The sequence below is a fragment of the Microcoleus sp. MOSTC5 genome (assembly GCF_036701825.1).
GTDB lineage: Bacteria > Cyanobacteriota > Cyanobacteriia > Cyanobacteriales > Microcoleaceae > Microcoleus > Microcoleus asticus.
In genome coordinates this window covers 1-15,206 of record NZ_JAUBRK010000029.1, presented here as the reverse complement: position 1 = coordinate 15,206, position 15,206 = coordinate 1, and the positions used below count along the sequence as shown (strand labels likewise).

The 15,206-nt window shown below is 46.2% G+C and carries 9 protein-coding genes and 1 pseudogene; 4 read left to right on the top strand and 6 right to left on the bottom strand.

Annotated elements, in window-relative coordinates; all coding sequences use genetic code 11:
- Positions 1 to 211 precede the first annotated feature (211 nt).
- Positions 212 to 2,272, top strand: a complete 2,061-nt coding sequence (locus tag QUA54_RS17330) for an amylo-alpha-1,6-glucosidase (protein ID WP_333415592.1) — start codon at positions 212 to 214, stop codon at positions 2,270 to 2,272.
- Positions 2,273 to 2,307: 35 nt separating this feature from the next.
- Positions 2,308 to 3,348, top strand: coding sequence for a glucokinase (locus QUA54_RS17325; RefSeq protein WP_333415591.1), 1,041 nt, complete (start codon positions 2,308 to 2,310; stop codon positions 3,346 to 3,348).
- 303 nt (positions 3,349 to 3,651) lie between these two features.
- On the opposite strand, the gene QUA54_RS17320 is transcribed toward QUA54_RS17325, so the two are convergent.
- The 5 genes from QUA54_RS17320 to QUA54_RS17300 form a co-directional block, all read right to left on the bottom strand.
- Complete coding sequence (locus QUA54_RS17320; protein WP_333415590.1) at positions 3,652 to 4,113, bottom strand: EVE domain-containing protein; 462 nt, start codon at positions 4,111 to 4,113, stop codon at positions 3,652 to 3,654.
- On the bottom strand, positions 4,110 to 6,470 hold the full coding sequence (locus tag QUA54_RS17315) for an FHA domain-containing protein (RefSeq protein ID WP_333415589.1): 2,361 nt from the start codon (positions 6,468 to 6,470) through the stop codon (positions 4,110 to 4,112). Before QUA54_RS17315 ends, QUA54_RS17320 begins: the two co-directional genes overlap by 4 nt.
- A gap of 77 nt (positions 6,471 to 6,547) precedes the next feature.
- Positions 6,548 to 8,440, bottom strand: coding sequence for a P-loop domain-containing protein (locus QUA54_RS17310; RefSeq protein WP_333415588.1), 1,893 nt, complete (start codon positions 8,438 to 8,440; stop codon positions 6,548 to 6,550).
- Between the two features lie 178 nt (positions 8,441 to 8,618).
- Positions 8,619 to 9,656, bottom strand: a complete 1,038-nt coding sequence (locus tag QUA54_RS17305; protein ID WP_333415587.1) for a M20/M25/M40 family metallo-hydrolase — start codon at positions 9,654 to 9,656, stop codon at positions 8,619 to 8,621.
- Between the two features lie 365 nt (positions 9,657 to 10,021).
- On the bottom strand, positions 10,022 to 10,600 hold the full coding sequence (locus QUA54_RS17300) for a hypothetical protein (RefSeq protein WP_333192513.1): 579 nt from the start codon (positions 10,598 to 10,600) through the stop codon (positions 10,022 to 10,024).
- 332 nt (positions 10,601 to 10,932) lie between these two features.
- Between QUA54_RS17300 and QUA54_RS17295 the strand changes: the two genes are divergently transcribed.
- Complete coding sequence (locus tag QUA54_RS17295) at positions 10,933 to 14,274, top strand: EAL domain-containing protein (RefSeq protein ID WP_333415586.1); 3,342 nt, start codon at positions 10,933 to 10,935, stop codon at positions 14,272 to 14,274.
- A 51-nt stretch (positions 14,275 to 14,325) separates the two neighbouring features.
- The gene (locus QUA54_RS17290) at positions 14,326 to 14,670 is read left to right on the top strand and encodes a hypothetical protein (protein ID WP_333415585.1); all 345 of its coding nucleotides are present in this window, start codon (positions 14,326 to 14,328) and stop codon (positions 14,668 to 14,670) included.
- Between the two features lie 355 nt (positions 14,671 to 15,025).
- Here QUA54_RS17290 and QUA54_RS17285 read toward each other — a convergent pair.
- Positions 15,026 to 15,206 (bottom strand): annotated as a pseudogene (locus QUA54_RS17285) (transposase); the annotation flags it as partial.

Below are 15,206 nucleotides of genomic sequence, written 5' to 3'. Positions count from 1 at the left end.
AATATAACAAACAACTAACTTTAGACAGAGCCATCAAGGGTTAGAATTGTGTATTAGGCAAAAGTAGCTGTTGGTTATGTCTAAATTAGAGCATGAATCTGCACGGGGGCGATCGCCAAATTAACGACCTGCAAAGGCTAATATTTCTGGTTGATATCATGTCGAAAATCTACCTAAAGGTAGGTCAAAAATCAGCGCGAGTGTGGATTTTATGGTTATGGCTTTTGGACGGGAAATCTGCTGCAATCTCGACTCGGCGGAGTCTCGGGAGTGGTTGGTCACAAACGGGATCGGCGGTTATGCTAGCGGGACGATCGCAAATCTCCTCACCCGCCGCTATCACGGCTTGCTGGTAGCAGCCCTCAAACCCCCGCTGGGACGGACTTTGATGCTCGCCAAGCTAGACGAGACGGCTGTGTATAACGATCGCCCCTATCCGCTTTATACAAACCGCTGGGCCGACGGTACGATCGGACCCCACGGCTACAAATATGTCGAAAGCTTTCACCTCGAAGGCACGACGCCAGTTTGGAGGTTTGCTCTTGCTGACGCTATCGTAGAAAAGCGGATTTGGATGCAGCAAAGTGCTAACACAACATATATTCAATACCGCTTGCACCGCGCCTCAAAACCGATCGCCCTCGCTGTCAAAGCCCTAATCAACTATCGCGACTACCACCACACGACGAGCGCCGGCGACTGGCAGATGAGCCTAGAAACCTTGGAAAGCGGGGTTTGCGTGACGGCTTTTCCCAAGTCTGCACCCCTGTACCTGCTGACGGATGCCGAACCAGAGGCACAATTTCGCGTCTCTACGCCCTTATACAATTGGTACTACGGATTTGACTTGGCAGCAGAAAAGCGGCGCGGATTGGACTGCTGCGAGGATCACTTGCACGCGGCGACTTTTCACATGACGATCGCACCGGGAAGTTCTCTCACATTGATAGCCAGCACCGAGAAAAATCCAGAACTCAACGGCGGTAAAGCTTTAGAAGTGCGCCACACTTATGACCAACAACTGCTGCACAACTGGTCCAAAGTGAGCGAATCTCCCGACTGGATCAATACCTTAGTGCTAGCCGCCGACCAATTTATCGTCAGCCGCCCGCTAGCGGAGGAACCCGAAGGCAAAACGATCATCGCCGGATATCCCTGGTTCAGCGACTACGGGCGCGACACGACGATCGCCCTGCCAGGCCTCACAATCTGTACCGGGCGATGGGAAATTGCGCGCTCGATTTTGCGGACATTTGCGCGGTATGTCGATCGGGGGATGCTGCCGAACCGCTTCCCGGATGCGGGCGGCGCACCGGAATACAACACCGCAGACGCCACTCTGTGGTACTTTGAGGCAATTCGCGCTTATATCGATGCCACGGGGGACGACGAACTTTTGAGCGAGCTCTGGCCGACCTTATGTGAGATAGTTGATTGGCACGTACAGGGAACTCGGTATAACATCCGCCTCGATCCTGATGACGGTTTAATCTACGCGGGCGAGAAGGGTGTGCAACTGACTTGGATGGACGCGAAAATCGGCGATTGGGTGGTGACGCCTCGGATTGGTAAGCCGATCGAACTCAGCGCGCTTTGGTACAATGCTATACAAGCTATGGCAAGTTTTGCTCGAAAACTGGGCAAGCCTCACAATGAATACGAGCAATTGGGCGATCGAACGGCCGCCGGATTCCCTCGCTTCTGGAACGCCTCAACCGGTTACTGTTACGACGTTCTCGACGGCCCCGACGGACACGATAGCTCCCTGCGGCCCAACCAAATATTCGCCGTATCCCTGCCCCTAAACTCGATTTCTCCTCACTCCGCCAACTCCTTGTCAGCGGGGATGCGCCAGGAAACCCGCTATACACCGTTACTGACGCCCATCCAGCGTGGCGGCGTTGTGGACGGCTGCGCTCAACAGCTTCTGACTTCTGTCGGCCTCCGCAGCCTCTCGCCGCAGCACCCGCAGTATCGCGGCGCATACGGAGGCGACCAATTGCAGCGCGACAGCGCCTACCACCAGGGTACAGCTTGGGGCTGGCTGATTGGCCCGTTTGTCTTGGCGCACTTGCACGTATACAAAGACCCAGCACAAGCTCGCGAATTCCTCGAACCGATGGCACATCATATAATGGCCGGCGGAGTTGGCAGTCTGAGCGAAATTTTTGAGGGCGACGCCCCCCACTCGCCCCGAGGCTGCACGGCTCAAGCTTGGACTGTGGCTGAGGTGCTGCGTGCTTGGTTGGCAATTAATACTGTGGGTGTTTAAATGGGGAATGTTATGTTTGGTGGAAAAAGAGATTTATGGCATTATTATTAGCGGGCGATATTGGCGGAACTAAGACAATTTTACGCTTGGTGGAAAGGACTGTTAAGGGTGAAATGAATGCTCTTTACGAGTTTCGCTATCCGAGCGGGGAGTTCCCTGATTTAGTACCGATGGTGCAGCAGTTTTTGACGGAAGCTGCTATTAAGTTGAATTTTGCACCTGAACCTGAAAAAGCTTGTTTTGCGATCGCAGGGCCAGTGGTTAACAACACTGCAAAACTGACTAATTTGCCTTGGAGGCTGGATGCGAAGCGTCTGGAACAAGAATTAGGAATATCCCGCGTCAGTTTAATTAATGATTTTGTTGCGGTTGGCTACGGCGTGTGGGGTTTAGACGAGCGAGATTTGCACATTTTGCAAGTAGGAAAACCCCGCCAACACGATCCAATTGCTGTTATTGGTGCGGGGACTGGTTTGGGAAATTGTTTTGCAATTCCCGAGGCAAATGGCATCAGGGTTTTTTCTTCGGAAGGGGGACACGGTGACTTTTCTCCTCGTTCGGAGTTGGAGTTTCAATTGCTGAAATATTTGTTAGCAAAACACGACATTCAAAGAATATCCATCGAGCGTGTAGTTTCGGGACAAGGGATTGTTTCAATTTACCAGTTTTTGCGGGACAGAAAGTTTGCTCCTGAATCGCCGGAGGTAGGGGAAGTTATCAAAAAATGGGAGTCAGAAATCGGTAAAAGCGAGAAGAGTGTCGATCCGGGGGCGACAATTGCGCAGGCGGCACTCAAAAAGTGCGATCGGCTTTCCGAACAAACAATGCAAATGTTTGTAGAAGCTTACGGCGCTGTGGCGGGAAATCTGGCTGTGACACTGTTACCTTACGGCGGTTTGTACGTAGCTGGCGGCATTGCTGCTAAGATTTTGCCGCTGATTCTAGAAGGGGGTTTTATGCGGGCTTTTACCCACAAAGGCCGGATGGATTCGCTGTTAGAAATGATGCCTGTTCGTCTTGTTTTGAATGATAATGTAGGGTTAATTGGAGCCGCAGTTTGTGCGGCAGGTCTTTAGGATAATTTTAAATAGTTTGGGCGGGCAAGATGCCCACCCCACAAGCAATTTGTACCACAGGCATCTTGCCTGTGGTATTAATTCCGGTTGCACTCAGACATGATAGGCAAGGACGGACACGGCAGTGCCGTTTCCCTACCCCAAAATAATCATGAGCACGACCTTAGAGATGTAACCATCGCCAGATTAATTGTAGGGAAACGGCACTGCCGTTTCCTGACTGTGGGTAATATCAAATCTGTTGGCATCGGAATTATTCATCTCTCTTTTTTCTGACTCTGTGCTCTCTGCGTTCTCTGTGGTTTAATCATTAGATTCTCTAATCTTCAAAATCTTCTGGGCTGCACCTTCAGATACCGGCATCACCGATAACCGAGTGCCTTTCCTGACCACCCAAATCTCATCAGCACTAAACTTTTGTTTCAGTAAATCCAAAGATATTAATTTAGCAAATTCCTCAACAAACTCAACTCTCACAGTTTGCCAGCGAGGTGCATCAAACTGCGATTTACGATCGTAATATTCGCTATTTATATCGAACTGAGTCGGGTCAGCAATCCCAGTCTCAACGACGCGCACCAACCCGACAATTCCTGGAGTTTTAGTATTAGAATGGTAAAAAAATACTAAATCTCCCCGACTCATTTCTCGCATAAAATTGCGCGCTTGATAGTTCCGAACGCCGTCCCAAGTACAAGTGCGATCGCCCTTCAAGTCCGCAATACTGTAAACATCCGGTTCCGACTTCATCAGCCAGTAATTCATAAAATATCTTTCCGCTTCTGCAACCACAGAGTCAACATCAAATAAACAAAAATATGCACGCACAAAATACCCCAGTTTAAACCCAAGTTCTCCCACGTTGGATCGTAAACCGGAGTAGGCTCAAAGGGCTGAGGAAGCGTACTCCCATCCGGTAATGTAGTAGGTGCGGGAACCATCGCATTCACATTAACTAAAGAGCCGTAAGCACCCACAGACCAGCGGCTTAACATCAGCCAAGAAAACTTGCTCGCCGCACCTTCCATCTTAAACAAAACTCCCGAAAAAATAATCTGAGGCAGCAATAATAGAGGCAAAGCGCTGTTAGCTTGAGAGCTATTTTTAACAATCGCGGAAACGACTAATCCGAGACTTATGCAGCTCATTAAAGTTAGGAATGTGGTAATACTTGCTCCCACAGGCCAGGAAATAAAACTCGGTTCGGGGGATTTAAAGGCACTCAGAATAACTCCTACCATTAACAGCGTTTGCAATACTGCCAAACCAGAAAGTATGAAAAACTTTGAACCCAAATAAGCAAACAATCCTAAATTTACCAAACGTTCGCGCAAATAAATAGCAGATTCTTTAACAATTTCTTGGAGAGAAGTTGCCAGTCCCACCCAAATAGCCGCGCAGGTAAATACAAACAAAACTCTGAGCGCCAAAGGTGCTAAAGTTGCCTCCGGCGCTCCAATTAACGGGTCTTTGTCTCTGACGGCCAACCGCAGCAAACTAATGCCGATCGGCGCTGTTAAAAGAGCTAAACTCAAGTTAACTAAGTCCCGCGAAATAAGCTGAAAATAGCGCTGGGCGAGCAAAAGGAGTTGTTTGACAAAAGATACAGATTTTGGCACAGAAGGTGCAGAGGGTGTTTGTCCACCGGGGTTGCCGATGCTGAAGTGGTTGACAATATAGCGCTGATAGTAGGGAGATTTATTAAACTTTTCCGCCCAGATTAAAACGTTGTTTTCTCCTGTTTCTAATTCGTTGTAAATGTCTGCAAAATCGCCAGTTTTGACATCGAAAAAATCGAGCGCTTCCCTAGGCGGGCCGAAGTAACAGAGGCGTCCGCCGCGACCCATAAAAACGATCCGATCGCACATCGTGATATTTGCCGTCGCGTGAGTCACCAGAATCACCGTCCGGCCTTGATTTGCCAACTTTCGCAGCAGTTGCATCATCTTCTTATCCAAACCCGGATCTAGTCCTGAAGTCGGTTCGTCTAAAAAGAAAAGTTTCGGGTCTGCTAACAGTTCAACTCCGATGCTGACCCGCTTCCGCTGTCCGCCGCTAAGCTGTTTTACCAAAGCCTTGCGGCGGTGAGTCATTTCAATATCTTCTAAAGTTTTTGCGACTACCTGATTGACATCTGTATCGGGAGGTAATCGCAATTTAGCTGCATAACTCAAGACTTCTTCTACTGTTAAATCTGCGTGAACAATATCATCTTGAGGCACGTAACCAATTTGATTGCGGTAAATATTGAAATTTTGGCGCAGGTTGTCGCCGTTGAGAAACACAGCGCCGTTAGTAGTTTTTTCGATGCCTAAAAGCGTCCGCATTAAAGTAGATTTTCCCGCACCGCTACCGCCGACTAAAGCCACAAACTGCCCCGGTTCGATCGCTAATTTTATCCCATCCAAACGCTTTGGAATCACCAGACTGTCAGCATCCAAACGAATTTGATTGCCGGAGTCTTGCATCTCCAACTCACCGCTGCGGTAAGTTAGAGTAAACGGGCCGATCCGAATTGCATCTCCATCGGACAATTGTACGGAATTTGTGACTCGCTGACCGTTCACAAAAACCCCGTTAACGCTGTGGTCTCGCAAAATATAATTGCCGCGACTGTCTTGGTCAACTGTGGCGTGGCGTCTAGAAACAAGCGGCGCATCTAATTGCAGCGAAGCGTTTGGATCGCGACCCAACAAAACCGACCGATTCTTAAGAAGAATTGACTGCTTGCTAGGGATAGCAACCTGATTCGCCAGCGGATTAAAATAAGTCAGCAAAACTTGATTTTGAGGATCTAGACCGATTTTAATTTCTGTACCGTCTTTCAGACAATAACCGTCATTGGGAGTGATGCGAGTGCGATCGACAAATAAGCCATTAGTGCTAGGCCGCTGCCCGTCACCGTCGTAAATCCAGTAATTATTCCCAATTTGGCGCAAAACACCGTGAACCCCGGAAACTGCCCGCCAAGCATCGGGAATGACTAAATCAGCACGAGTGCGATCGCGCCCCAATACGTGCTGCTGCTGTTTTAACTCTAACTGTAAAACCTCCCCTTGATTGCTTAATACTAAATACGGTCGATCGCTTAAAGCAGTCAGTTGTCCTATATTGCCTGTCATACTTCAATCGCGGTTTTTGCACTCACTTTTGTCAGCATATCAAAAGTAGGACAACAATACACTTATATTAAGGAAGTCTACTTAGCAACAACCGACAAACTGCGAAGCCGATTAATTGCCGCCGCCAATTCAAACCGTCGAAACATGGAAAAATCCCCTTCAGGAAAAGGCGATAAAATATCCATCCCCTGCGCGTCAATATCTGCCATCACCAAATCTATGATTTCCGACAAAGTGCGTTTCCCGTCCGTGTATTGCTGCTTAGCATAAACCATTGCTGCTGCGATCGCCCTTAACTGTCCGCTGTCCACAATTTGCTCAACAGCACCCAAATCAATCTCCTCAGTTCCGAAAGCCAATTCATCAACATCCCGCACCTTCACCCGCACATCTCGCCGTCCCCGACTCGGATCTAAACTAGCAGGAATCGGCACTCTTTGAGTAATCTCACCAAAATTTTCTCCCCCTTCAGCAGCACGGCTAATCGAGTAATTATTAGCAATCTCTTTAGCTTTTTCAGTCACGTTATCTGCTTGAAAATTATCCATTGCAATCACAGTATCTGCCACATCAAAATAATCTCCGCTTCCCCCCATTACTAAAATAGTCGATACGCCATAATCCGCATACAATTGTCTCACTTTATCAATAAACGGCGTAATCGGTTCCTTATTCTTAGCGATGAGTTCTTGCATTCGGCGATCGCGAATCATGAAATTCGTCGCCGCCGTATCCTCATCCACCAATAAAACAGGCACTAAATCCCCTCCTGAAATAGCGACTAATTCCGTCTCTAAAACAAAAAACTGAGCTTCTTCCTTCTTCCCTCTTCCTTCTTCCCTCTTCCTTCTTCCTTCTTCCTTCTTCCCTCTTCCTTCTTCCCTCTTCCCTCTTCCTTCTTCCTTCTTCCTTCTCCCCACTTCCAAAGCCTCAATAATATTAGCAGCTTGCGATGTACTACCGCTCGCATTTTTAGTATAAAATTGTGCAGTATCTCTACCTTGCGGCAAGTGGTTAATAAAAGGCGAAATATCAACTCCCGCCACACTTCTCCCATCTTCCGCCCTAATTTTAACCGCCGCCGGATTAGTCACCACAAATTCCCTACCATCTCCCGGAATTCGGTTGTAAACTCCCAACTCGATCGCCCTGAGTAAAGTAGATTTGCCGTGATAGCCGCCGCCAACAATCAAAGTAATGCCAGCGGGAATACCCATACCGGAAATCAAACCGCGATTCGGACAATTAAAGTCAACTTTTAACGACGGCGGCGACTGAAAAGCCACAGCATTATTTAACAAAGGGCGATCGTCAACACCCGTGCGGCGGGGCAAAATAGAACCGTCAGCAACAAACGCAACTAATCCTTTTTCAGCTAACTGTTTCCGCAGCCAGTCAGCATCTTCTACAGTTTCAACATGACGGCGACATTCAGCAGCATTTAAGTTAGCATACTTCAGAGATTTGCTGACAATTTCCGGGATATCTTCGCACAGCATTTCAGCAGCTTGTCGCCCTAAAATACTGCGTCCACTCGCTGGAAGTCCGACGGCAAATCGCAGTTCAACTCCTCCTAAATCTTCAAGATAGGATGTATTTGAGGAAATGATAAATGCGGAAGTTCGTTCTAAAACTTCTTGTCCGAAGCGAGTCACTGCAATCATACCACTTTTTCCTGTGCCGCGTTTGCTGCTGATGCTGTAGGCTGCTTTGTCAAACTGGCGAGTTAGGTAATCTCTGAGGGCTATTTCTCGACTGCGAGAGTTGAAAAGTTGACAAGGAATTTGAGCAATGTTGGGGGGAACTCTGACTCTAAATTTACTGGGAGAAGCAAACGGATCTCCCTGCACGTAATCAATAATTAATGTGAATTCAGAAAATTCGTAGTTACCTTGAATGTCTTTGTAGGCTTTGTAACCTCGATTATCTAGTTGCAATAAATGCCGTTGCAGTGTTTCTTTGTTAATCATTTGTTATTGGTTATTTGTTATTAATTAATTTGTTATTAGTTATTTTAGCTGTTTCCTAGGCTCTGCCTGGGAACCGATGTCCATAGGCTCTGCCTCGCTTGCTTTGAGTGGGAAAATCGGAGGCAGAGCCTCCGGAGCAGCGTTACCAGGCAGAGCTTGGTAAGAAGTAGATTACCAATTAGCGAACTTCCAATAATTTAGCAGTAGCATTAACAACAATTTGAGCAGAACCGGCGAAAAAAGGTCGATCGATAGTTGCTAATGTATCGCTAGATTGGTGATAGTGGGGCGATCGCAAATTTGCAGTATCCGTCACCAACACAGCACCAATTCCTTTATACCAGAAAGGCGCGTGGTCGCTCCGCAAAACATCGGGAGTCAGCAACCCTTTCAGGGGAACCGGCAGCGCCACCACGGGCGGCAAATCGGCTTTTCCCGACTCCGCAAAACTTTTCAACAGCAGCGGATGTTCCGCATCCCCAATCACAGCGATAAACTCGCCTTTGTCGGGAGATTTTACCCCCGATGCTTCTAGAAAAGGTTGCGCTGTCAATCCTTCGGGATATTGCTGGCATCCGGGCGTGCGGCACGCATAACCTACCATATCGAGGACGATCGCTCCCTGCAAATTTTTTAACCGCGCCTCGCTACCGGTGAATGCTAAACTGCCTAAAAGTCCGATTTCTTCCCTGTCGAAAAATGCTACTTGCAAGGTCCGAGGCGTGGGGCGGGAACCCAGCAATCTTGCTACTTCTAAAACTACAGCAACTCCCGTCGCATTGTCGTCAGCGCCTGGGGAGTTTGGCACAGTATCGTAGTGTGCTGCGACTAAAATTGCACCCGCGTTTGAGTCAGTTCCTTTTCTCTCAGCGAAAACGTTGATTCCGCGAGCGAACCGCTGCAAATCAGGGGAAAATCCTAATGTTTGCAGTTGTTGGGAAATGTAGTCTCTAGTAAAAGAGCGAGATCGTTCTCCATCGCGTTCTCCAGCTAAAGTATCGACGTGTTTCCACAACCGGGACTGGTCAATTGGGGGCAAAGAAAAAGCATCTTTTTCAGCAGGAGGCGGTAAGGGAGAAGGATTTTGGGAAGTGTGGATATTGCGATCGATCGAAACTTCGGGTACAGCCGACAACCGTTGCCACGAGTGAGAACCCCAACCCGCAGCCGTCACCGCAACCAGAATAAATAGCGCTATCCAAATCAATTGTTTCATCAGTAAGTCTATTTGAGATTTTAGACAAAGCTTACGCACTCCTCACTCTCATAAACCGCGTTTTTTAGAGGGAGTCCGGGCTGCAACGAAGTTTTTTCGTACAACCCAGTTGATGCGTCCAGGACTGTTAGATTTTATATTTTATATTGACACCCTAGTTAAAAATAAACCTGTTTCAAAAAATGAGACTCAATATTTTTAACATTAGCTACAGCTAAGGCAGAACCAGGTTGTATACTTTTTGATTGCCAGATAATAACCTAGGTAAAAACCTTTGAATTTCGCCGTCGAATATCTTGCTTATTGGAGCCTGCGACGGCGACATCCAACCCTACTAATTTACCTTTAAAATTCACAGTTTAACACTACTTTTTTTCCCACTCAATCTCCTTGTTTTCCAATATCAACCCGCTGCTGCTGGGGAAAGCATAAGGAATAGTTTTTGCAGAAAATTCAACTATTTGAGTGGGTTGTTGAAACCACTCGGAATAACTGGGATTGAGTTGATCGTACAGTGCTTTTAAAGCTTGGATCTCTGCCTCTAGCTGCGCTGCTGCTTGATTGATTCTGCGAGCTTGTGCTTGCAATCGTTTTTCCCCAGTTTGAACGTGGTTTTCTACTTCTTGCCAGTGCTGTCCAGCCAGCAAGTTTTCTAATTCACCTTGTTTGTAATTGAGTACAGCCTGTTTTTGTTGCAATTGCTTTTCAATAATTTTAGTCTCTCGGTCAATCTCCTGGATTTGCTGCAACCACTGCTCCCCAAAAGCAGCATTTTGCTGGTGGAACTCGGCAATGGCCTCAGGAGTATTATTCTTGGGAAAACTGACTGCCACTCGGCATTCAGAGCGCTGTACGCTAAGTTGGTCCCGCGACTCTTGCAGGGCGGCAACTTCTGCTTGCAGCGCGCGGACTTCTTTTTGGAGTTCTGGGATCGTCTGACTCATTGGTTCAATTAGTGGGTGTCTGCATCGATTTTAAGCTAATTGTTTATTTTTATAACCAATCCCAGCCGCCTCCTTGGAGGAATTATCTAATTTTAGCGCGCTTAGGGCCGGTGTCTGAGCATAATGGCTGAGAATTTGTGGCACAATGGCTGATGACACATTTTAACTTAAGATTAAAATGATAATTATTTACGAACACCAATATTTGGTTGTAAAATCAAATTCAGCCCATAACGTTGGATATGTTTTGTTGTTTACCTCAAGTTAAGAGCGAGTGTGTTCAGGTTTTTTACAGCGCAAAAGCATCTATTTAACATTAGGAACAGGAGCAAATGAAAATTAGATATCGATTAATTTTGGCATCTTTAACTGCTGCTATTTTTGGTGTGGAATGTTGCATTAATGCAAAAATATTGCTGGCAAGTGTAGGGGATAGAGACGGCCGCACTCTAGGAGAAAGTTTGGTTGAGCCTGAGAAATTTAGCTATTTGCGATCGGCATCTGGCCCTCCTGCTTCTGTAAGCGCCGACTTATTTTTAGGTAAATTATCCCGCATAGAACCAGTAATTTTACCCAGCAACAATTTTATCCAATCTGAGGAAATACCTGAAAAAGAGCGTAGTTTTAAGTTAAAAATAATCGCTTATCTGGCTGTTATTTCTGTAGTAATCTCCTTATTAATCAGGACGAATAGAGTAAATATCTTATCCACAGCGATCGGGTTAATCAAAACGAAGTCTGAAACAGGGAAGGACAAGTTACCAGAAGGAGAAAAAGTGTTGCCTCCAAAAAAAGAACAGGATATCTGGGATACTATTACCACAATGACCCAAGATTTGCAGCAAACTGCTGAATATGCCCTCGATATTTGCGAGGAAATGAACGTCTCGATAATTGCGACCACCCCGAGCGGTCATATTCTGTCGTTAAACCAAGCTACCTGTAAACTTTTGGGATACTCTAAAAAAGAGTTGTTAGGCAAACCAATAGCCGAACTTTTTAATAAAACTGAATTACCTACGCCCGATTTAGAATCAACAAATTTAACAACCGCAAGTTCTGTCTGTAACATAGAAAAAGTCTATTTTTCCAAACATGGAAAAAAAATAATTGTACTGCTTTCTATTTCCACTATTCGCAACGGCAAAGGCGAGGTCAGCGGCCAGTTGTACATAGCACAAGATCTTACCGACAGCAAGCGGGCTGAAAGAAATTTGCGGCGCAGTGAAAAAAAGTTTCGGCAACTGATAGAAACTGTTAATGCAGCAGCATTGATCTATCACGGCAGACAGTTGCGCTATGTCAATTCTCAGACAGAAGCTCTGACTGGATATACTCGCAAAGAATTGCTAGGGTTGGATTTATACGACTTAATTCATCTAGATTTTATAGAAATAGTTAAAAACTGGGGTAAATGCAGCCAGCCACCAGCAAGCGCCGGCTCAAAATATGAAATAAAAATTCTCACGAAAACAGGAGAAGCCCGCTGGATTGAAGCAACTGTAGATATTATCAAATTTGAGAGAAAAACTTCAATATTAATTACAGCGTTTGACATCAGCGATCGCAAGTTAGCAAAGTTAGAACTAGAAACATCTATTTCCTTGCTTCAGGCAACCATTGAATCAACAGCAGACGGCATTCTGGCGGTTGACGGCCAAGGAAAAGTTGTCAGCTTTAACCGTAAATTTGCCCAAATGTGGCGGTTGCCAGATTTCCTGCTCGATTTGAGAGATAACAACCAAATTTTGGGTTTCGGAATCAACCAGTTAAAATACCCGGAAATCTTTCTCAACCGCGCTAAAGAATTGTCCGATCGCCCGGCAGCAGAAAGTTTCGATATCATCGAATTTAAAGATGGCAGAATCTTGGAACGCTACTCGCTGCCACAGCGCACGGGAGGCGAAATTACTGGTCGAGTATTTAGCTTTCGGGATGTAACGGAACGCGTGCAATCCGAAGACAAGCTGCGCAAAAGCGAAGAACGCTTTCACCTGCTGACGCGGGCGACAAATGATGCAGTATGGGATTTTGATTTGTTAAAAAATGAGTATTGGTTGAGTAAAGAGTTTGAAAACGTTTTTGGATATAAACTCAACGAAACTCAGACGATAGAATTAGAATCCTGGTGGCTAAATATTCATTCTGAAGAACGAGAAAAAGTGATGTTAAGCTTCAATGAAGCAATGAACTCAGACGCTCAATGTTGGTCAGAGGAATACAGCTTCCACCGTGCAGGCGGGGGATATGTTTTTGTGCTCGATCGCGGGTATATCATCCGCAATGAAAGTGGCAAAGCAGTAAGGGCGATCGGCACGATGATGGACATCACTCAGCGCAAGCAAGCTGAAGAAATTATCCGCTATCAAGCTGTTTACGACCAACTCACCGGTTTACCGAACCGGATACTTTTTAACGAGCGCCTGCTGGCGTCATTAAAAAAAGCTAAAACAACAAAAAAAATGCTAGCTGTGATGTTTTTAGACTTGGACAGGTTCAAAAAGATTAATGATACACTAGGTCACGCTGCGGGCGATCGCCTGTTAGAAGGTTTTGCCGGACGCATCAGCGACACTTTGCGATCGACTGACACGGTTGCCCGCTGGGGAGGCGACGAATTTACCGTACTGCTTCCCGACATCAATTGCTTAGAAGATGCAGTTAAAACAGCTCAAAGAATACTCAACAATTTAAAGCCAGCATTTAAACTAGAAGAACAGGCGTTTCATGTCAGCAGCAGCATCGGCATAGCCCTTTATCCAGATGACGGTGAAGATGCCGAAACTTTAGTCAAAAATGCCGATGCCGCCTTGTACCGCGCTAAAGAAAAGGGAAGAAATAACTATCAGTTATATACTTCAACAATTAATCCCCAAGGCAGCCAGTTGCTAACTATAGAACACAGGCTGCACGAGGCTCTAGAAAAGGGAGAATTCGAGGTTTTCTACCAGCCAAAAGTCAACATCACTACTTGGAAAATTCAGGGTATGGAAGCCCTGCTGCGCTGGCAACATCCAGAATTAGGTTTAGTTACTCCCGCTACATTTATTCCGATCGCCGAAGAGAACGGACTAATTGTATCCATTGGGGAATGGGTGCTGCAAACTGCCTGCACTCAAAATAAAGCTTGGCAGGATGCTTTGCAGCCAAATTTGCGGGTAGCAGTCAACGTTTCGGCTCGGCAGTTCCAGCAATTTAATTTATTAGAAATGGTAGCGAACTGCTTGGAAAAAACTGGTTTAGCACCCCAGTATTTAGAGTTAGAAATTACTGAGACTACAGCAATGCAAGATGTGGATTATACCACAACAGTTCTGAGGGAGTTGCAGAATATGGGAGTGCAGATTGCGCTGGACGATTTCGGCACGGGTTATTGTTCTTTAAATTATCTCAAAAAGTTTCCCTTGAATATCTTAAAAATAGACAGGTCGTTTGTCAGCGAACTGACGACCGATCCGTGCGAACGGGCGATCGCCAATGCTGTAGCGACCCTGGGGCGAGATTTGAACTTGAGTGTGGTAGCCGAAGGAGTAGAAACTAAAGAGCAGTTGGAGTGTTTGCGATCGCTCCACTGTCAAGAAATTCAGGGTTATTATTTCAGCCCTGCACTATCAGCCAATGATGCTAGCAAGCTATTGGTAAATTCTCAGTTGCGACAAGTAAAAACTGCATGAGACTTATCGGTGAGGGCGATCGGGATTTAAGATTATTGAATGTTTAATTTTATGTATGAAAGTATATTAATTGCGCGAGTAAAGGAGAGTGTCACGATCCAAATCAACCTGCGAAAACTAACTTTCGAGGAATACCTCAGCTATGAAGACAATACCGACAACCGCTACGAATTGATTGATGGAAAGTTAATCGCGCGGCCGCCAGAATTAGAACCCAATACCGCCATTGCCAACTATTTATTTTGGGTGCTAGTTAATGTTGGCATCCCCTGGCGGCTCATCAAAACGCATAACTGCGAAATCCAGGTTCCTGTCTTGCGGGGCGATGCAGCTAACCCCTATCTCGACTTGGTAATTCTCACCGCAGAGCACATCCCCCTGACGGCAACAGGCTGACTTTCACCCTCAATATACCTGCCCCTAAGTTGGTAGTTAAGGTCGTCAGTCCCGGCAGAGTCGGAAACGGGACTACGATCCTCTTCGAGGGCTTCGCCAACGCAAACGAGCTCAGTCCTCCGCCTGTGGCATCCCGGAGTATTGGATTGTTGACCCCTTTCTCTCACAAGCGTTAAATAGGTGAAAATCCAAGCAAACAAATTAACGCCAAGCTCGATAAATTATCCTAAGAAAGCCGATTTGACTGAGTTTCATCAGCAAGCAATTGGGATGCTGATTCCCGTCTTGCCATCAGCCACCGTCTGCGTTTCCAATTCACCAAACCAGTGATTAATAACAATAGTTCGGACAGTTTTTAAGCAGCCAGAGTACCATAAGACAAGACTGAAGGAAGGTTAGGGTGATTTAAAATCAAATCCGGGTCTAAATCTAACTTATCAATAAAGGTAGAAAGTAGAGGCTTATTGAATTCCAGACGTTTATAAGAAGCCATAGAAAACACAAAAGACTTGGCAGATGAATGACAACTAGAAAGT